The sequence below is a fragment of the Lentzea sp. NPDC051838 genome (assembly GCF_040681245.1).
GTDB lineage: Bacteria > Actinomycetota > Actinomycetes > Mycobacteriales > Pseudonocardiaceae > Lentzea.
The window spans coordinates 1-17691 of sequence record NZ_JBFAYI010000026.1 but is presented as its reverse complement, the minus strand read 5'-3'; the positions used below and the strand labels follow the sequence as shown (position 1 = coordinate 17691).

Sequence of the window (17691 nt, the reverse complement as noted above, 5' to 3'; positions counted from 1 at the left end):
GATGACTCCTCCGTTCGGGCTGGCCTCTGTCTCACAATGTGGGGCAGCCGGAAGGTCATGTCACCGTGCGGATCGCACTATCCGGTCACTAGTCGGTTGTTCTGTTAGGACAAAGCCACCTTGAAGACCCATGCGTGCCGGCCAACGCCGGGCGGCACGTCTACCACGAGTTTTCCACCCGATCGGGTCCATTTCAGGGGCCTGTCATACCCCAGCAAGGTGATCTTGTCGCCGTCGCGAAGAGGCACCGGGGCGTCGACCACCAGCTGTGACCCCGGCTGGACCAACGAGGTGATGTAGAACGCCTCGTTCGGCTTCACCGTGAACCGCAGCGAACCCTGCTGGGCCATCCGCGACCAGTACGTCGTGCCGTAGATCGACTCGCCGTTGACCCGCAGCCACGCACCCGTCTCGCGCAGCCGCTGCTGCATGATCTCGGGGATCGAGCCGTCCGCGCGGGGCCCGATGTCCAGCAGGAAGTTGCCGTTCTTGGACGTCGTGTCGACCAGCGTGTCGATCACCTCGTCCGCGGTCATGTACATCGAGTCCGGCGTCGCCCGGTTCCACCCGTACGACCGCGGGTCCAGGCCGCGCGAGGCCTCCCACTTCTTCACGACGGTGTTCGGGTACGTCGCGTACTCCGGCGTCGTGTAGTCGTGGGTCGGGATGCCGCACCTGTCGTCGACCGTCACGTCCTTCGGCACAGCCCGGTTCTTGGCCTTGTTGAAGTAGTCCGCCATGACCCGGCGCGAGTCGTTCGCACCGCCGATGTCGCACCAGATTACGTCGGGGTCGTACCCGTCGACGAGCTCGGTCATCTGCGGCGCCTGGTAGTCGCGAACGAAGTCCCGCCCGGCCTGGTAACCGGTGTAGGGCTCGGGAGCGCCGGTGTACGGGTTCCGCGGCGCGTGACCACTCCACGGGTTGTCCGGGTTGAACCACTCGGGCATCGAGAAGTAGAGCCCGTTCTTCAAGCCCGGCGTGTACTTCCGCGACGCGTCGAACAGCTCCTTCACGAGGTCACGGCGAGGCCCGAGGTCGACGGAGTCGCGACCGGACACCTTGGAGTCCCACAACGCGAAGCCCTCGTGGTGCTTGGAGGTCAGCACGTAGTACTTCGCGCCGGCCTCCTCGAACAGCCGCACCCACTCCTCCGGCTTGAACTTCGACGTGGTGAACTGCTGGATGAACTGGTCGTACGAGAAGTCCTTCCCGAACGTCGCCGCGTGGTACGGGTTCACGGCGTTCGCAGGGTCCTGCATCCACTGCCAGTACCACTCCGCGTACTGCTCACCGGGCGGCGACCAGGCGGGCACCGAGTAGAGCCCCCAGTGGATGAAGATCCCGAACTTGGCGTCGTCGAACCAGTACGGCGACTCGTGCGCGCCCAACGACGCGTCGGTCGCCTGGTAGTCGGCCACACCCAGGGTGAACCGGGCGTTCTGCGAGGCCGTGACCCGTCCCGACGAAGCCACCACGCGACCGTCGAACGTGCCGGTCCGGTACGCGTGGATGCCGATCCGCACCCGAGCTTCCTCACCGGGCGCGAGCCGCTTCACGGTCGCCGGCTGCAGCGTCACCACGCCCAGCCCCTCGGCGCGCACCGAGACGTTGGAGAGCCACTGGTCACCGAGGTTCACCACGGTGGCCTCGATCGTCTGGCCACCCACGCGCGGCAGCTTGGTCGTGCTGCGGGCGCCGCGAACCGCGAACACCGTGCCCTTGCCCACCGGCTGCACCGACAGCGCGAACACGTGCAGCGAGGACTTGCCCTCGACCGCCGGGCTCGTGACCGGCAGCGTGACGCCGATCGCCTCCTTCTGGGGATCCGCCCAGACCTGGGAGGTCCCGATCGACACGGGGTGCTCGTCACGTCCGCCGGGCGAGTACCGGAACGGCGCGGAGATCGGACCACTGCCCGAATACCAGTCGGGCCCGCTGACCGAGCCCGATGTCGTGGACCCGTCCGCGTAGTGCACGGTGACGGTCCCACCAGCGGCCCCGTACGAGGACGCCACGAGGAAGTGCAAGGTCAGGTAGCGGCCGCGCGGCAGGTCGATCCGCTGCCCCAGAGCGACCGCGTTGTTGTTCTTGGCCTGTGAATTTCCCGGGAACAGGTACGGCACGCCATCTGCTGTGACCTGGCCGGACGGCAGCGCCTCCGCCGGGAACGCGTAACCGGAACCGTCGAAGTTGCCGGTCCGGTCGGTAGCGGTGTCGATGCCGTCGTTGTCGAAGTATTGGGTAAGAGGAACGCTGATCGGAGACGGTGCCGGAGCTGCCGAAACAGCGGGCACGGGAACCAGGACGAGGGTGGTGAGCAAGGCGACGATGAACGGCTTCCTCATTGAGACCTCCGATGTCTGCCTCTCCTCACCATGGCAGCGCTCTCCCCGATGTCAACCTTGTCGCGTTGACACTTGGCGGTGGACGCACATAGCGTTCGCCTGGTCTCGAAGGACTCAAAACTGAACATCGGCCGTGGTGCGCTTTTGGTCGAACCAAGAAGCACCGAAACCCGAGTGGGAGAGACCTCGACGAAGCAGTCGGGGCGCCGAAGGGGCAAGCTCCCGCACACTCTCAGGCAGCAAGACCGCTCGGGATAGGCAACTCTGCACGGCGGAGGGGGCGTTGGTTGTCCTGACCCGTCATCAGCCAGAGGAGTCGCCGTGGAGTTCCCCGAGAACCTGCTCTACACCGTCGAGCACGAGTGGGTCGACTGGACGCCGGGTACCCAGGACCCGCTGACCTGCGGAATCACCGAGTACGCCGCGGACGCCCTCGGCGACATCGTCTTCGTGCAGCTTCCCGAGGTCGGCGCCAAGGTCGTCTCGAACGCCGTCTGCGGCGAGCTCGAGTCCACCAAGTCCGTCAGCGACCTGTTCTCCCCGGTGACGGGTGAGGTGATCGAGGTCAACGGTGCGGTCGTCGACGACCCGGCCGTCATCAACACCGACCCGTACGGCGCCGGCTGGCTGTTCAAGGTCCGGGTCGAGTCGGCGGAGAACCTGCTCACGGCGGCCAAGTACGCCGAGCTCACCAAAGACTGACCTGCCAAGAAATTGAGCACCGCCCCCACCACGAAGGACTGATCAGTGGCGATCAGCGTTTTCGACCTCTTCTCCGTCGGCATCGGACCGTCCAGCTCCCACACGGTCGGCCCGATGCGCGCTGCCGCGATGTTCGTCGAGAAGCTCGGGGCACGAGCGTCCGAAGTGGACCGCGTGCACGTCGAGCTGTTCGGCTCGCTCGGCGCGACCGGGCACGGCCACGGCAGTCCGAAGGCCGTGTTCCTCGGTCTCGAAGGCAACCTCCCCGAGGAAGTCGACCCCACGACCGCGGCGACCCGCGTCGAGGAGATCGTCACCTCCGGACGCCTGAAGCTCGGCGGCGCGCACGAGATCGACTTCGTGCACGACCGCGACCTCGTCATGCACCGCCGCAAGTCGCTTCCGTTGCACCCCAACGGGATGAGCTTCGAGGCGTACCAGGGTGACGAGTCGGTCGAGTACGCCGTCTACTACTCGATCGGCGGCGGGTTCGTCGTCGACGAGAACGCGTCGGGCACCGACCGGATCAAGCCGGACACCACCCCGTTGCCGCACCCGTTCCTCACCGGCGACGAGCTTCTCGCGCGCTGCCGGGAAACGGGCCTGTCGATCAGCGAGATCATGATGGCCAACGAGCTGTCGTGGCGGACTGAAGACGAGGTGCGCCAAGGACTTCTGCACATCTGGCACGTGATGCAGGAGTGCGTCGAGCGCGGCTGCACCGAGCACGGCGTCCTGCCCGGCGGCCTCAAGGTCCGCCGCCGCGCCGCCGAGATGCGCAAGCGCCTGGAGGGCGAGCACTTCGTCACCGACCCGCTGCGGGTCATGGACTGGGTGACGCTCTTCGCGTTGGCGGTCAACGAGGAGAACGCGGCAGGCGGCCGTGTCGTCACGGCACCGACCAACGGCGCGGCGGGCATCGTCCCGGCGGTGCTGCACTACTACACGAAGTTCGTGCCGGGCGCTTCGGACGACGGCGTGGTCAGGTTCCTGCTCACGGCGGGCGCGATCGGCGTGCTGTTCAAGGAGAACGCGTCGATCTCCGGTGCCGAGGTCGGGTGCCAGGGCGAGGTCGGCTCGGCGTGCTCGATGGCGGCCGGTGGCTTGGCCGAGGTCCTCGGCGGCACACCGGAACAGGTCGAGAACGCGGCCGAGATCGCGATGGAGCACAACCTCGGCCTCACGTGCGACCCGATCGGCGGGCTGGTGCAGATCCCGTGCATCGAACGCAACGCCGTCGCGTCGATCAAGGCCATCACCGCGGTGCGCATGGCGTTGCGCGGCGACGGTTCGCACTTCGTGTCGCTCGACAAGGTCATCAAGACCATGCGCGACACCGGCAAGGACATGTCGGTGAAGTACAAGGAGACGGCGCGCGGCGGCCTCGCCGTGAACGTCATCGAGTGCTGATCTCAGGGCCGGAAGGCGCCCGCACAGTTCACGTGCGGGCGTCGTACTCCTGTTGCGCCGCCAGCACGTCCGGCATGCGCGCCTCCAGCAGGTGGATCAGCGCGAGCAGCCGCTCGGCGGTCTCACCGCCGAGCGGCGTGAGGCTGTAGTCGACGCGCGGCGGGTTCGTCGGCTGCGCGTCGCGGATGACCAGGCCGTCGCGCTCCAGCGCGTGCAGCGTCTGGGACAGCATCTTCTCGCTGACGCCGTCGACCCGGCGGCGCAGCTCGTTGAACCTCAGCGGCCCGTTGAGGAGAGCGCTCATCGTCAGGCTGCCCCACTTGCCGGTGACGTGCTCCAGCGTCGGACGTGACGGGCACGCCTTCGCGAACACGTTGTACTCCATGGAGCCGATGATAGCTGGTGGGGGCGCTTACGAAAAGTAAGCGCCCCCTAAGCTCAGAACGGCCAGTCCGCGTTCCGGCCCGCCTCGAGCAGCGGAACCATCCGGAACGTCGCGTCGGTCAGGCCACCGAACTCGTGCCTGTTGGCCCCACCGGTCGCGTACGCCGCCTGCGCGTATCCGCCCAGGTTGAAGCCGTAGATCGGCACGTGCCGCGGCACGAGGTCCGAGATGCCCTTCCCGTCGTGGCCCGCGACCGTCTGCATGTCCGAGATGATGAACACCCGGTCGTGTCCGTCGTAGGTGCGGGCGAGCGACCCGGCGATGTCCGTGCCGTAGCCGACCTCGCCGATCCGCTGCAGGAACCGGTCGACCTCGCGGACGACCGACCCGCCCCGCGGCAGCACGTGCGTGAACACGCCGTCCGCGAAGCCGCGCACGTCGACCCGCTCGCCCTTCACTCCGAGCGCCACGCCGAACACCGCCGCGGCCTTCGCCGGGGTGACCTTCGAGTGCTGGGAGATCCGGCCGCCGGTCATCGACCCCGAGGTGTCGACGAGGATCAGCGACCGGCCCGGCAGCGCGGGCAGGTTCGAGAGCGACGCCTGCAGCGCCTGGTCCAGGGCGTGGCCCCAGCGCAGGCTCGGTGCCGCCTCGTACGCCGACAGGAAGCGGAACGGGAACTGCCGCGAGCGCGCGACCTGACCGGGGTCGGCCAGTCGTGCCGCGACGGTCGCCGCCACCTCGTCGGACATGCCTGCCTCGTCGAAGTTCCTGAGGTTGCGCAACAGAGCCATGTAGCCCATCGACGGCGCGAGCGCCTCCCACACCTCACGGGTGAGCGGACCCTGCAGCCATCCCGCCACGGCCTCCCACGTCATCCCCGCACGCCGGAGCACGTCCGCCGCGTCTGGACGTCCGAACAGCGCACGCCGCTCCTCGACCGGCCACGCCATCAGCTCACGCCGTGCCGCGATCACGCGCAGCTCCGCCGGAACCGCCACGTCGGCGTCACGGCGCCGGTCCAGCACGTACTGGAACAGCGAGCCCTGCCAGGAAGCACCAGGCGAGGGGTGCGCGAGGTTGAGCACGTCGGCCATGCGGAAGCCACGCGCGTCGCTGTCCCACTTGAGGATCGCGCGCTCGTCGTAGAGCCGGCGAACCGCGTCGGCGATGCCGCGCTTGATCGGCTTCGGCACGCGCCGGCCGTTCGTCGAAGTCCAGTACGCGAGGAGCTCGCCCGGCTCGTCGGCGCGCTGCAGCACGGAGTCGACGACGGCTCGGTTGGTGACGCCCGCGTCCGATCCGGAGAGCAGGCGCGCGAGCACGAACTCGGCCGCGCCCACCAGCGACGCCGTGCGCATGTTCGCCTCGCCGCGCAGCCACTTCAGCAGCCGCGCGGTCCACTCGGGATCCGACAGGGCTGCGGCGCGGACGAGCTGGGCGAACCGGGCGTCGCGCTGACCACCGGACTCGTAGAAGGTGTGCTCGCCGCCCATGTTCGACACGGCGAGCAGGAACAGCTCGGACTTCGTGTTGCGGACGTAGCCGTCGCCGCCCTCGTAGGTGCGGACGGCCGGCCGCGGCGCCGTGGCGACCGGGCTGGTGCCCGCCGGACGTGCGCGGAAGATGTTGAACTTCGCCATCGGCTCTTCCCCCCTCGAAAGACAAAAGAAAAGGGAGCCCACAAACCCCACACGTGTCCGAGATCAAATTCGCGGAAGGTGACATTTAGGCGCTCTGGCCACTGAGCTACGGCTGGTTTGAAGCCGGCAGGATTCGAACCTGCGACCACCCCGTTTTCAGCGGAAGTAACCCTCTGCTTCGCACCGGACACGTGTGAAGTTGTGTGCTCCCGAGATCAAGTCGCAGAAGGTGACGTGCTCACCGAGGTGAGCGAGATCGGCCGAGGCCGACCTCAGGAGTCGAACCTGAGATACCGGAAGTAACCCTCTGCTGCGCACCGGGCGCATTTACATACAACCACGGCGCGCCAGCGATTTTTGCTACGGCGCCGTCTTCACGAGTCGCCGCAGCAGGTAGAAGAGCCCGACGGTCAGCAGGAACCCGACCGCGCTGATCATCACGATCTGCTCGACGGTGTCGGCCTTCGACCCCGCGAACACGTAGGCGGCACAAATGGGAACGGTGCCGATGAGGGTGTAGAGCATGAACTCCCGGAACGACACGCGGGACACTCCGGCGGACACGGACACGGTTTCGGCCATCATCGGAATGCCACGCGCCACCCCGAAGAACCAGGGCCCGAACTGACGGCCCCAGCGCCGCATTTCGGTTAGTTCCTCGATGGTTACAACGCGACGCACCAACCACGGACCGGCATAGCGCCCGAGCGCGTATCCTGCGGCAGAGGAACCCAGGGATCCGATGATTGCGAGCGCCAGCCCCGCTGGCAGACCGAGTGCCGTCCCCGCCAGCACGATGAGCGGAGTGGACGGCACGGGCAGCAGCACGTCCACGACGAGCAGGGCGAAGATCGCCACCGCCGCCCACACCGGGTCGATGCCGCGCACCCACGTCACGACTCCCTCGAAGTCGATGAGGTCGAGTGCCTCGAACACGAGCCAGCTCAGCAGCACGAACGCGAGCACGACGAACGGTATCCACTTCCACCGAACGCCCGTCTCATAACTCATCGGGTGATGGTCGCCCACCTCGATGCGCCGGACAATCCGCCAGTGGCGCAGGTTCCGCGAAGGAGACACACATGAGTGACGACCTCGTGCCGTTTCTGGGCCATTGGGTCCTCGATCCGGCGCGCTCCGCGTACACCGGCGGCACCCCGCCCAGAAGCGGCCACTACGACCTCCGTCTGGACGGGGACAGGCTCGTCGTCAGCATCGAAGGCGTGCTGGGGTCGGGTGATCCCATCCGCACCGGGTACACATTGGACCTGTGGCAGGACACGCCGATGAGCGTCGGCGCGGTCGACCGGGTTCGCACCGTGGTCGAGCCGCGCCGGTTCTGCACGATCGCCTACGCGGGTGCGCAAGCGGTTGCGCGGGCGTGGCGGATCCTCGGCAACCTCAACGAGATGACGATCGTCCAGTCCGCACCCGACGTGTTCGGGGTGTGGCGCGACGACGTCTCCGTCTACCGCAGGCAGTTCTAGATGTTGTTGTGGCGTTCGAGCAGTGCTCGCAACGCGGCCATCTCCGCGGCCAGGGCAGCGCGGCCCGCCTCGGTGATGTGCAGCCACGTCTTGGGTCGCTTGCCCTCGTAGCCCTTCTCCACCTCGACGAGACCGGCCTGCTCCAGCACGGTGATGTGCCGCGACAGGTTGCCCGCCGTCAGTTCCAGCGCCGACTTCAGGTAGGAGAACTCGACCCGTTTCGCTTCAGCGGCGATGGTCAGCACCCCGAGCCGGTGTCGCTGGTGGACTGTGTCGTCCAGCCCCGCCGTGGGGTTCTCGCTCATCGGGCCGACTCTCGCCGCACGAACCCGATGATCCCGCCGACGAGCAACACGAACGCGGGCAGCGCCGTGCTCGCGTACTGCTCCACGCCCAGCGGCCAGTAGATCTCGAACCGTCCCGCCTCGTTCACGAACAGGACGGTAGCCGCGAAGATCGCGACGGTGACCGTGCACACCGTGCTGCGCTCCAGGTAGGCGAGCCCGGCCAGGCCCGCGGCGACCACGATCAGCGGCCCGTACGGGTAGAGCGCGACGGCGTGCACCAGGAAGAACAGCGCGAGCACCGCGAGGGTGAAGCCGACGCTGCGCCTCCACCACGTCGCCGCCACGATGACCGCGACCGTGACCGGCAGCGCGATCTGCCAGCCCGCGCGACCGAAGAACAGCTTGGTCAGAACGGGCATCCCGACCAGCTGCAGCGCCAACAGAAAGATCGTGACCTGGGCGTAGATCCTGGTCGGCGTCTCCACGCCGACCTGCGCCGCGCGCCACCGGTACCACCACACGACCGCGAGAAGGCCGACCAGCAACGCGGCGATCCAGTAGACGTCCACGGCGAAGTTCGGCGATGGCGGCATGAACACCGGGCTGGTCATCACCGGCCCGATCGGGTGCAGCCAGTGGTAGAGCCACGGCATGTCGGACGTGCTCCACACGCACGGCATCGGCTCCACCATCTCAGGGTCCACGCCGGGCGGCACGCACATCCTGCGCGCGTAGAACGGCGTCGACACCAGCGTGATCAGCCCGAACAGCAGGAACGGCAGCCAGTAGCCGTGCCGGTCGGCGCGGGCGCGCTTGCGCATGTCGCCGAGCTCGGTCAGCAGGCTCTTCGGATCCTCAGTCATGGCACAACCCCCAATTGCACTCTGATGCAATCAGGTTTGCATTACAAACCAAACTCGTCAAGCCCACGGGCGGAACACCGTCACGACGACCCGCAGGCCCAGCAGCACGCTGATGATCAGCAGGTTGTAGCGATCACCTGGTACAGCCCAACGCCGTGAGCATCACCTGGTGCAGCAGACCGGTGAGGAACGAGCGGTCGCGCTCGTCCGCGAACAACCTCATCGACATGCTCAGCCGGCTCTGCTCCATCGCGCCGGTGATCCGGTCGATCCGGCGCGGCAGCCGTCGCAGCATCGGCAGTACGGCCTGCAGCTCCTCGGTCAGCGTCCGCTGCACCGACTCGGGGGTGAGCCGTTCGGAGGTCTGTTCGGCGGCGAACGACCGCGACTCCACGACGATGTTGAGCCTGATCTCGGCGTCGAGCACCGCGCGGACGTCGTCCCACTTCGCCGGAGGAACCTTGTCCTGCAACAGACTGAGCTCTTCGACGACCGCTCACGCCCGCGCAGGTAGGGCCCGGGCCCGTGCCGGAACGCGATCACGGTGATCCGCGAGTACCGCGCACCTGAGTCCGCAACGACGCTTGGGACCTCGGCGACACTGCGAACGCGTCAGGGGTGCGGCTCAGTCCGATGCGCAGCCCCAGGATCCGGCGCGCGGCCGGCGCCGTGCCCATGACCAGCAACAGGAAGGTGATCGGGAAACCGATCGTGCAGACGAGGAAATCCCCATGATCGAAGCCTGGACACGCCTCTTGACTCAGGCAGGCCGGTCACGAAAGATCCGATGAATCGCCGCCCGCGTGGACCTGACCGCACACTGAAGTGAGGTGCCCAAACGTGGTCGAACTGAACCGGCGCACGCTGATCGGAGGCGCGTTGGCCGGGGTAGCGGGCAGTGCGCTGCTCCCGGACATCGCATCGGCCGGCGACGACTTCAACTGGCGAGACTTCATCGGGTCATCGGATCTCATCTGGAAGAAGATGCCGACGACCTGGTACGAGGGCCCGTTCCTCGGCAACGGCTATCTGGGTTCCGGCATCTACGCCGAACCCGGTGCGAACGCCATCAGATTCAACGTCCAGCACTCCCAGGTGCAGGACCACCGGCCGGAGTTCGGGGCGTTGTTCGGCCTCGCCCGGCTGCCCATCGGCTACTTCACGCTCGAACCCGTCGGCGCGATCACGGGCGTCGACCTGCGCATGGACCTGTGGAACGCCGAGCTGGCCGGCACGATCACCACGGCGGCCGGAAGTCTCAGGATTCGCGCTTTCATCCACACCAAGCGCGACCTCTACGCCATCGACGTCCAGGCCAGCGAGGGCGAGCGCGCGTTCAAGTGGGTCTTCCACCCGCTCAAGGCGATCAGCCCGCGGGTCGACCCGAAGTGGAACCGCCCGGCGCCCGCGGGCTTCACCGACAACCCTCCCGTGCAGCTCACCAGCTCCGGTGACGTGCAGCTGGCCGTGCAGCCACTCAACGCCGGTGGTGAGCACGTCACGGCGTGGCGTGAGAGCACCCGTGGCACGCGGCGCACGTTGTTCACCAGCGTGGCGTGGTCGCACCCGGTGAAAACCGCTGTGCGCAAAGCGGTCGCGAACGTCCGGTGCGGCTCGATCGAGGGGCTCGCGGTCGAGCACCGGTTGTGGTGGCACGACTTCTACCGCAAGAGCTTCCTGTCCATTCCGGACAAGAAGCTGCAGGCGTTCTACTGGATCCAGCTCTACAAGTTCGCGTCCGCGGCACGGAAAGAGGCGCCCGCGATCGCGACCTGCGGGCCGTGGCTGGAGAACACGCCGTGGCCCAACACGTGGTGGAACCTCAACGTGCAGCTGGAGTACTGGCTGATCCACGGCTCCAACCACGTCGACTTCGACGCTGTCACGTACTCGATCGACAGGTATCGGGACGTGCTCGTCGAGCAGGTGCCGGCTGAGTACCGTCATGACTCAGCCGGCATCCCGCGCACCACTGACACGGTGCTCAACAACGGCGCGGGAATCGGCAATTCTGGTTACGGCGTCGGCATTCCCGGCAAGGACGTGCCGACGCCCGAGGTCGGCAACCTGACCTGGACGATGCACAACGTCTGGCTCACCTACCGGCACACGATGGACGACCGGGTGCTGCGGAACGTGCTGTTCCCGTTGCTGCGCAGGGCGATCAACTACTACTTCCACTTCCTGACCAAGGGCGCGGACGGCAAGTGGCACCTGCCGATCACCTTCTCGCCCGAGTACGGCGTCAACTCACCGGACACGAACTACGACCTCGCGCTGATCCGGTGGGGATGCAAGACGTTGATCGAGTCCGCACAGTCCTTGCGCATCAACGATCCGCTGATCCCGAAGTGGCAGGACACGCTCGCGAACCTCACGCCGTACCCGGTGGACAAGAACGGGTACATGATCGGCGCGGGGGTGCCGTTCGCGAAGTCGCACCGGCACTACTCGCACCTGCTGCAGGTCTACCCGCTGTACGAGATCACCTGGGAGGACCCGGCGCAACGCCAGGTCATCGAGACGTCGCTGAACCACTGGATCAGCTTCGAGGGCGCGTTGCAGGGCTACACGTTCACGGGTGCGGCGTCTATCTCCGCTCAGATGTTGCGCGGGGACAAGGCGGACTTCTACCTCGGCGAGCTGATGCGCCGGTACATCAAGCCGAACACGATGTACCAGGAGTCCGGTCCGGTGATCGAAACGCCCTTGAGCGCGGTGCAGTCGATGTACGACATGCTGTGCCAGAGCTGGGGTGGCGTGATCCGGGTGTTTCCCGCGGTGCCGTGGCCGGAGATCTCGCTCGACAACTTCCGGACGCAGGGCGCGTTCCTGCTGTCGGCGTCACGGCAGAAGGGCGCGACGCGCTGGATCAAGCTGCGCAGCGAGGCCGGGGCGCCGTGCGTGGTGCGCACGGACATCAAGGATCCGGTCGTGCGGGATCTGCGCGGCCGCCCGAAGCGTTTTTCGGTGCTGCCCAACGGAGATCTGCGGATCGAGCTGCGCCGCGGTGAGGAAGCTGTCATTCACCGCAACGGCGACAGGCCTGACCTGAAGGTCGGCCCGGTGATCGGTGCTCCGGTGCCGTCCTGGGGTTTGCCCGGATAGAAACGCCACCGGTGTTCCAGCGCGACGGCGGTGCGTTGGAACACCGGTGACGCGGCCTCAGAAGTCGAAGACCTTGCCGGTGAACGCGCGCACCACGCACGGGTTCGAGTACACCTGCTGGAAATCGACCTTCTTGTTGCGCCACTTGCCGCGCAACGTCGCCTTGGTGGGGTTGAGCTCCATCGTGCACATCGCGCCGGTGTCCTCCAGCTTGCGGAAGTCACCTTCGACGGGCAGGAGCTGGTCGCACGCCTGCTTGGCGTTGCGGTGCAGCCCGCCTGCGGGTTCGCAGCTGAGCTGTGTGGTGCTGAGTGTGCCCATCTCCGGCTGCATCGACAGCACCAGGCCGGATGCGGGGAGTGGCGCTGCCTGTGCGGCCGTGGGGACGAGCGGTGCGGCGAGCGCGAGGCAGGCAAACAAGAGTCGGGTCTTTGCCATGCCATCACTGTGGCGCGGCAAAGACCCGAATCTCCAACCAACTCAGCGGTAACACCAGATCGTGTAAACCGCCAGAACGGTGTGCAACTAAACGCCGGTCAGCTCCGTCCCGGCGATTGCGGCGGCAACCTGCTTACCCACCGCTGCCATGCCCTTGGCATTCGGGTGAACCGGGAACGCGAGGCTCGTCGGAATGATGCCCTCGACCCACTTGTCCCACGGCGCCGCGCACGTGTCGCGACCGAGACTGATGTCGTAGGGGTTCACGAAAGTGGCACCGGCGGCTTTCGCCTGGGCGCCCAGCATTCCGTTGAGCAGCTTCTGCACGTTGTCGAGATACGGCACGTCGCCCCTCGAGATGGGCACGATCGGCCAGCACCCACCGGACGGCGGCAGGATCCGCAGGTAGCCGACCACGACGACCCTGGCCTTCGGGGAGCGCTGCTTGATGCCCTTGAGCACCTCGGCCACCTTGGCGGCGGTGGCGTCGACGCGCCCGGCGAGCTCGTCGCCGTAGTTGGCCTTGCAGGGTGCGCCGTGCGGGTCGCCGAGGCTCTTCCCGGCGCACGTCAGGATGATGTCCATGAAGCCGATGTCGTTGCCGCCGATGGACAGCGTGACGAGGTCCGTGTCGGCTTTGAGGGCGGACAGCTGCGGCACGGACTGGCCTGGAATTCCGGATTGGACGCCGGCCATGTCCTTGGTCTGGGCGCCGCCGCAGGAGATGTCGGTGAAGTTGGCGATCCCGAGCCTGCGGGCGACGACGGACGGGTAGTTCTGCGTGGATTTGAAGCAGCTGAGTGGATCGAGGCGCTGCAGCGGGATGAACGGTCCGGAGACGAACGAGTCACCTAGTGAGACGTAGTTCCGATACTTCGGCGCGGCCGTGGCGGAGGGGACGAAAAGAGCCGCGATCAGGGCGGTGAGCAGGGAAACAACAGTCACTCGGCGCGTCATTGCTACCTCGTTACTGAAGAGTAGGAACGTAGGACGAAGGGTGACCGGGCCATTGCGCAGTGTCAATCCCTCGACCAGGCTGGAACGATGACGGGGGTACGCAAAGTAGCTTTGGCATCCGCGGTCGGTAACACGATCGAGCTGTACGACTTCCTGCTCTACGGCACAGCCTCGGCACTCGTGTTCGACAAGATCTTCTTCCCGCAGTTCGACTCGCGCGTGGGCGTGCTGCTGGCGTTCGCGACGTTCGGCGCGGGCTTCTTCGCGCGGCCGCTCGGCGGCGCGGTGATCGGGCACCTCGGCGACCGGATCGGCCGGCGCGCGATGCTCGTGGTGACGCTGTCCGTGACGGGCCTGTCGACAGCCGCGATCGGTCTGCTGCCGACCTACGCCCAGGTCGGCATCCTCGCGCCGCTGCTGCTGGTGCTGTTGCGGGTGGTGCAGGGCTTCTTCATGGGCGGCGAACAGGGCGGCGCGTCGCTGATGGCCGTCGAGCACGCGCCACCGGGCCGTTGGGGCTGGTACGGCAGCTGGGTGTTCATCGGGTCGCCGGTCGGCCTCGTGCTGGCGAACCTGGCCATGTACCTGTCGTCGAAGGCTTCTGGTGGCGCGTTTTTGTCGTGGGGCTGGCGGTTGCCGTTCCTGTTCTCGATCGTGCTGGTCGGGATCGGCCTCTACATCAGGTTGCGGGTGACCGAGTCGCCGCGGTTCGCCGCCGTCGAGAAGTCGCGGCTGCCGATCGCCGAGGTGCTGCGCGACCGGTGGCGCGTCGTGCTGCTGGGTGCCGGGGTGAACCTGGGCTTCACGATCTTCATCTACGTGCTGAGCGTGTTCATGATCGGCTACGGCCGGACCGCGTTGAAGATCTCCGCGGACGACCTGCTGGTGGCCACGGTCGTCGGCTCGTTCGCTCAGGTGATCGCGGTGCCGTTGTTCGCCTTGCTGTCGGACCGTGTGGGTCGTTTGCCGGTGATGTTCGGTGGCGCGATCTTCCAGGCCGCGTTCGCGTTCCCGTTGTTCTGGCTCACGGACGCGGGCTGGTTCACGTTCGCGATGGTGCTCGGGTTCGTGGGTTCGGCGGCGTTGTTCGGCCCGTCCGCGGCCTACTTCGCCGAGCTGTTCCGGACTCGGGTGCGGTACTCCGGGGTGGCGCTGAGCTTCCAGCTGGGCGCGGTGCTGGGTGGCGGGCTGGCGCCTCTGGTCGCACAGTCGTTGCTGCGCACCGGAACCTGGGCGATCGCGCTGTATCTGATTGCCGGTGCCGTGCTGTCGGGCATCTGCTTGCTGGCAATCGGTTCAGCGCACCAGGCGGAGCCGGCGGGAGGCGAGTCCGACGCTCAGCCGCTGACCCCAGCCGAGGCGTAGCGCGTCGCTCTCGATGCCGTCGCCGAACGCCACGAGACCGTCGGACTCCACGTCGATCGTCAGTGGTTGCCCGGTGAGCTCGCCTTCGGTGTGCAGGACTCCGGTGCTCGGCGACGGCCACGCCTCTCTCACGAACCAGACGAGCCTGGGCTCGGTGGGGTCGGGCAGCTGGATCGGGCTGTTCCTCTCCCGGTGGGCACTCGAACACCAGCCGGTCGCGCCGGTGCCGCTGCCGACGAGGATGCCGGACGAGGCCTGACGTTCGTCCCAGATGCGGTACCGGCTGGTCTGGTGGCTCGGGTGGCCGACGTAGATCTCGTTGAGTGCGTAGAGGGTCTGGCCGTCGTCCGACTTCGCCTCGACCATGGTGCGGTCTTCGGTGTTTCCGGTGCTGTGCAGGAGTTCTTTGGTGTCCTGGGGCGAGTGCTTGGCCAGGACGCCCTTCTCCGGGTTGATGCCGATCACGGGCTGGCCGTCGAGGTACTTGGCGACGTTGGCGACCAGCCCGTCCTGCCCGACGATGACGACTACGTCCTCGGGCGCGAACAGGAACCGCGACAGGTCTTCCCTCTCGACCACGCCACGGCGCCAGTCCAGCGGGATTGCGGCGCTGACCTCTCCCAGCGCCCTGCGGGTCTGCTCGTCACGGTCCACCACCTCTGTGAGCGTTCTGTTGCGGGACTTCAGGAAGAACTCGACCTGGCCCCGTGTGCCATGCCGTGCCAGCAACTCTGTCAGCTCGGTGCGCCTGTGCACCAGCACAATTCGCGGGGCGAGGCTCATCGGGTCAGCCGCTGCAGGATCGGCTGGATCATGTCGGGCGTGATCGTCAGGCTGCCGATCTCGGGCAGGTTGCCCGCGAGTTCCTTGGCCGCCAACGCGTACAGGGTCTCTTGGGGGATCTCCTTGTAGGCGTCCAGGCGCGCCTTCTCGCCGGCGGCTTCGGCCTCCGCGAGCTTGCGGATGCCTTCTGCCTTGGTGTCATCGGCGATCTTGGTGGCTCTTGCGTGGTCCTCGGCCTGCTTGAGCGCATTCGCTCCTCGTTGCACGACAAGGAGTTCTTCCCGCTTCGCGAGCTCGATCTGGTTCTGCAGCTCGTTCTCACTGATCGCGCGCTCACGTTCGACGGCGATCGCGCGGCGTTCGTAGGTGGCCTTGTCCGCCTCCTGCTGGACCTTCTCGCGGATGGTGGTCTGGAGGGCCTTCTCCATGTCGGCGTCCGGGCGGATGGCGACGACGCGGACGTCGATGATCTCCATGCCGATGTGGTCGGCCTTGAGGTTCTCCGCGACGTTGGTCTTGACCCGTTCGACGCCGGCCTTGATGGCGGTGTCGAGGTCCAGCGTGCCGAGGATCTTGAGCGCGTGCTGCTGGGTGCTCTCGGTCAGCGTGTTGGCGATCTGGCTCAACGGGTCCTGGCGCCAGGTGCCGGTGTCGGGGTCGATCGAGAAGTCGATCCTGGCTGTGGCGGTCTCCGGGTTGGTGCAGCGGTACGTGATGGTGAGTTGGACCGTGACGTCCTGGTAGTCGCTGGTCCTGGCGTGGAAGAGCATCGGGAGCTCGCGGTCGTCGACCGGGACCTCGCTCAGGACCGCGGTTCTCGGGCGGAACCAGAAGCTCAGGCCCGTGCCTTCGTGGACGACCTTGCCCTTGCGGATGTGTCTGATGTGGACCGTCGGGGCTCCTCGCAGGTGCCTGAGTCCGGGGTAGCTGCTGATGTCGGCCATGGTGTCGCTCCTTCGTGTGGTGCCTGGCGCGGTGCTCGGCGTGGCGGTCGGCGTGGTGCTTGTCGTCGATCTGACGATAAGCCTATACTCGTCGGTGTGTACACGCCAAGTGATTTCCCTCCCTTCGCGGTCACGGTCGATCTCGTGGTGCTGACCGTGCGGTCTGACGCGCTGTGTGCGCTGTTGGTTCGGCGAGGGGAGGCGCCGTTTCGGGGGCGGTGGGCGTTGCCTGGGGGGTTTGTGCAGGTTGCCGAAGCCGTGGATGCGGCGGCTGTTCGGGAGTTGGCCGAGGAGACTGGGGTGTCTGGGCTGCATCTGGAGCAGCTTGGGACGTATGGGGAGCCTCGGCGGGATCCTCGGATGAGGGTGGTGTCAGTCGCTTATCTGGCGTTGGCTCCGGACTTGCCGGTTCCTGTTGCTGGGACTGACGCTGCTGCGGCTTCTTGGGTGCCGGTGGAGGAGGTTTCGGCGCTGGCTTTTGACCATGCGCGGATCCTTGGCGATGGGGTGGAGCGGGCTCGGGCCAAGTTGGAGTACACGCCGTTGGGGACTGAGTTTTGTGGTTCGGAGTTCACTGTGGCTGAGCTGCGGCGGGTCTACGAGATTGTTTGGGGGGTTTCTTTGGATCCTCGGAACTTTCATCGGAAGGTGACTGGGGTGGAGGGGTTGTTGGAGGCCACTGGGGAGACGACTGCTCGGGATGGGGGGCGGCCGGCTGCGTTGTTTCGGCGTGGGGCGGCTGCTGTGTTGTATCCGCCGTTGGTGCGCGCGCCGGTTGCGTAGGTTGTCTCCCTGGTTGGTTGGCGGGTTCCGGTTTTGAGTTCGTAGGTGGTCGCCTTGCGTCGTCGGAGTTCCGGTTGCGAGTCGCGGCCTTGTGGGTGGTCGGGTTGCGTAGGGCGTGTTCCGGTTGCGTGCTTCCCCTTGGGAGCTCTGCCCCAAACCCCGCCAATCTGATCTGGGGGCCAGCGCCG

The 17691-nt window shown here is 66.8% G+C and carries 17 protein-coding genes, 1 tRNA gene and 1 riboswitch; of the genes, 6 read left to right on the top strand and 12 right to left on the bottom strand.

What is annotated here, in order from left to right:
* Positions 1 to 104 precede the first annotated feature (104 nt).
* Positions 105 to 2348, bottom strand: coding sequence for an alpha-L-fucosidase (locus AB0M24_RS36580; RefSeq protein WP_363778055.1), 2244 nt, complete (start codon positions 2346 to 2348; stop codon positions 105 to 107).
* 165 nt (positions 2349 to 2513) lie between these two features.
* Positions 2514 to 2606, top strand: a riboswitch (glycine riboswitch).
* 63 nt (positions 2607 to 2669) lie between these two features.
* Between AB0M24_RS36580 and gcvH the strand changes: the two genes are divergently transcribed.
* Both gcvH and AB0M24_RS36570 read left to right on the top strand, forming a co-directional pair.
* Complete coding sequence (gene gcvH, locus AB0M24_RS36575) at positions 2670 to 3050, top strand: glycine cleavage system protein GcvH (RefSeq protein WP_363778054.1); 381 nt, start codon at positions 2670 to 2672, stop codon at positions 3048 to 3050.
* 45 nt (positions 3051 to 3095) lie between these two features.
* Positions 3096 to 4460: an L-serine ammonia-lyase gene (locus AB0M24_RS36570; RefSeq protein ID WP_363778053.1), complete on the top strand. Its 1365-nt coding sequence runs from the start codon at positions 3096 to 3098 to the stop codon at positions 4458 to 4460.
* 28 nt (positions 4461 to 4488) lie between these two features.
* Here AB0M24_RS36570 and AB0M24_RS36565 read toward each other — a convergent pair whose 3' ends face one another.
* From AB0M24_RS36565 to AB0M24_RS36550, 4 genes are all read right to left on the bottom strand, one after another.
* Complete coding sequence (locus tag AB0M24_RS36565) at positions 4489 to 4845, bottom strand: helix-turn-helix domain-containing protein (protein WP_363778052.1); 357 nt, start codon at positions 4843 to 4845, stop codon at positions 4489 to 4491.
* 53 nt (positions 4846 to 4898) lie between these two features.
* The gene (locus AB0M24_RS36560) at positions 4899 to 6488 is read right to left on the bottom strand and encodes a TROVE domain-containing protein (RefSeq protein ID WP_363778051.1); all 1590 of its coding nucleotides are present in this window, start codon (positions 6486 to 6488) and stop codon (positions 4899 to 4901) included.
* 118 nt (positions 6489 to 6606) lie between these two features.
* Positions 6607 to 6668, bottom strand: a tRNA-Ser gene (locus tag AB0M24_RS36555).
* A gap of 180 nt (positions 6669 to 6848) precedes the next feature.
* The gene (locus AB0M24_RS36550; RefSeq protein ID WP_363778050.1) at positions 6849 to 7499 is read right to left on the bottom strand and encodes a VTT domain-containing protein; all 651 of its coding nucleotides are present in this window, start codon (positions 7497 to 7499) and stop codon (positions 6849 to 6851) included.
* A gap of 71 nt (positions 7500 to 7570) precedes the next feature.
* Between AB0M24_RS36550 and AB0M24_RS36545 the strand changes: the two genes are divergently transcribed.
* The gene (locus AB0M24_RS36545) at positions 7571 to 7975 is read left to right on the top strand and encodes a hypothetical protein (RefSeq protein ID WP_363778049.1); all 405 of its coding nucleotides are present in this window, start codon (positions 7571 to 7573) and stop codon (positions 7973 to 7975) included.
* Here AB0M24_RS36545 and AB0M24_RS36540 read toward each other — a convergent pair.
* The 3 genes from AB0M24_RS36540 to AB0M24_RS36530 form a co-directional block, all read right to left on the bottom strand.
* On the bottom strand, positions 7972 to 8280 hold the full coding sequence (locus AB0M24_RS36540) for a transcriptional regulator (RefSeq protein ID WP_363778048.1): 309 nt from the start codon (positions 8278 to 8280) through the stop codon (positions 7972 to 7974). The genes AB0M24_RS36545 and AB0M24_RS36540 overlap by 4 nt on opposite strands.
* Positions 8277 to 9125 carry a hypothetical protein gene (locus tag AB0M24_RS36535; RefSeq protein WP_363778047.1) on the bottom strand — a complete coding sequence of 283 codons (849 nt, stop codon included), beginning with the start codon at positions 9123 to 9125 and terminating at the stop codon, positions 8277 to 8279. Before AB0M24_RS36535 ends, AB0M24_RS36540 begins: the two co-directional genes overlap by 4 nt.
* A 133-nt stretch (positions 9126 to 9258) precedes the next feature.
* A complete protein-coding gene (locus tag AB0M24_RS36530; RefSeq protein WP_363778046.1) occupies positions 9259 to 9597 on the bottom strand; it encodes a hypothetical protein in 339 nt (112 codons plus the stop codon).
* A gap of 368 nt (positions 9598 to 9965) precedes the next feature.
* On the opposite strand from AB0M24_RS36530, the gene AB0M24_RS36525 reads away from it, so the two are divergent.
* Positions 9966 to 12233: a Tat pathway signal sequence domain protein gene (locus AB0M24_RS36525; RefSeq protein WP_363778045.1), complete on the top strand. Its 2268-nt coding sequence runs from the start codon at positions 9966 to 9968 to the stop codon at positions 12231 to 12233.
* Between the two features lie 57 nt (positions 12234 to 12290).
* On the opposite strand, the gene AB0M24_RS36520 is transcribed toward AB0M24_RS36525, so the two are convergent.
* Together AB0M24_RS36520 and AB0M24_RS36515 are read right to left on the bottom strand one after the other, a co-directional pair.
* Positions 12291 to 12671 (bottom strand): SSI family serine proteinase inhibitor, encoded by a 381-nt coding sequence (locus AB0M24_RS36520; protein WP_363778044.1) that lies wholly within the window; start codon positions 12669 to 12671, stop codon positions 12291 to 12293.
* A gap of 87 nt (positions 12672 to 12758) precedes the next feature.
* Positions 12759 to 13628, bottom strand: coding sequence for an SGNH/GDSL hydrolase family protein (locus AB0M24_RS36515; protein ID WP_363778043.1), 870 nt, complete (start codon positions 13626 to 13628; stop codon positions 12759 to 12761).
* An 87-nt stretch (positions 13629 to 13715) separates the two neighbouring features.
* On the opposite strand from AB0M24_RS36515, the gene AB0M24_RS36510 reads away from it, so the two are divergent.
* Positions 13716 to 14993, top strand: a complete 1278-nt coding sequence (locus AB0M24_RS36510; protein ID WP_363778042.1) for an MFS transporter — start codon at positions 13716 to 13718, stop codon at positions 14991 to 14993.
* On the opposite strand, the gene AB0M24_RS36505 is transcribed toward AB0M24_RS36510, so the two are convergent.
* Together AB0M24_RS36505 and AB0M24_RS36500 are read right to left on the bottom strand one after the other, a co-directional pair.
* The gene (locus AB0M24_RS36505; RefSeq protein ID WP_363778041.1) at positions 14925 to 15776 is read right to left on the bottom strand and encodes a hypothetical protein; all 852 of its coding nucleotides are present in this window, start codon (positions 15774 to 15776) and stop codon (positions 14925 to 14927) included. The two genes, AB0M24_RS36510 and AB0M24_RS36505, sit on opposite strands and share 69 nt — an antisense overlap.
* The gene (locus tag AB0M24_RS36500; protein WP_363778040.1) at positions 15773 to 16720 is read right to left on the bottom strand and encodes an SPFH domain-containing protein; all 948 of its coding nucleotides are present in this window, start codon (positions 16718 to 16720) and stop codon (positions 15773 to 15775) included. Before AB0M24_RS36500 ends, AB0M24_RS36505 begins: the two co-directional genes overlap by 4 nt.
* Positions 16721 to 16816: 96 nt before the next feature.
* Here AB0M24_RS36500 and AB0M24_RS36495 point away from each other — a divergent pair, with 96 nt between their 5' ends.
* Positions 16817 to 17503 (top strand): NUDIX domain-containing protein, encoded by a 687-nt coding sequence (locus AB0M24_RS36495; RefSeq protein WP_363778039.1) that lies wholly within the window; start codon positions 16817 to 16819, stop codon positions 17501 to 17503.
* The last annotated feature ends 188 nt before the right edge of the window (positions 17504 to 17691 follow it).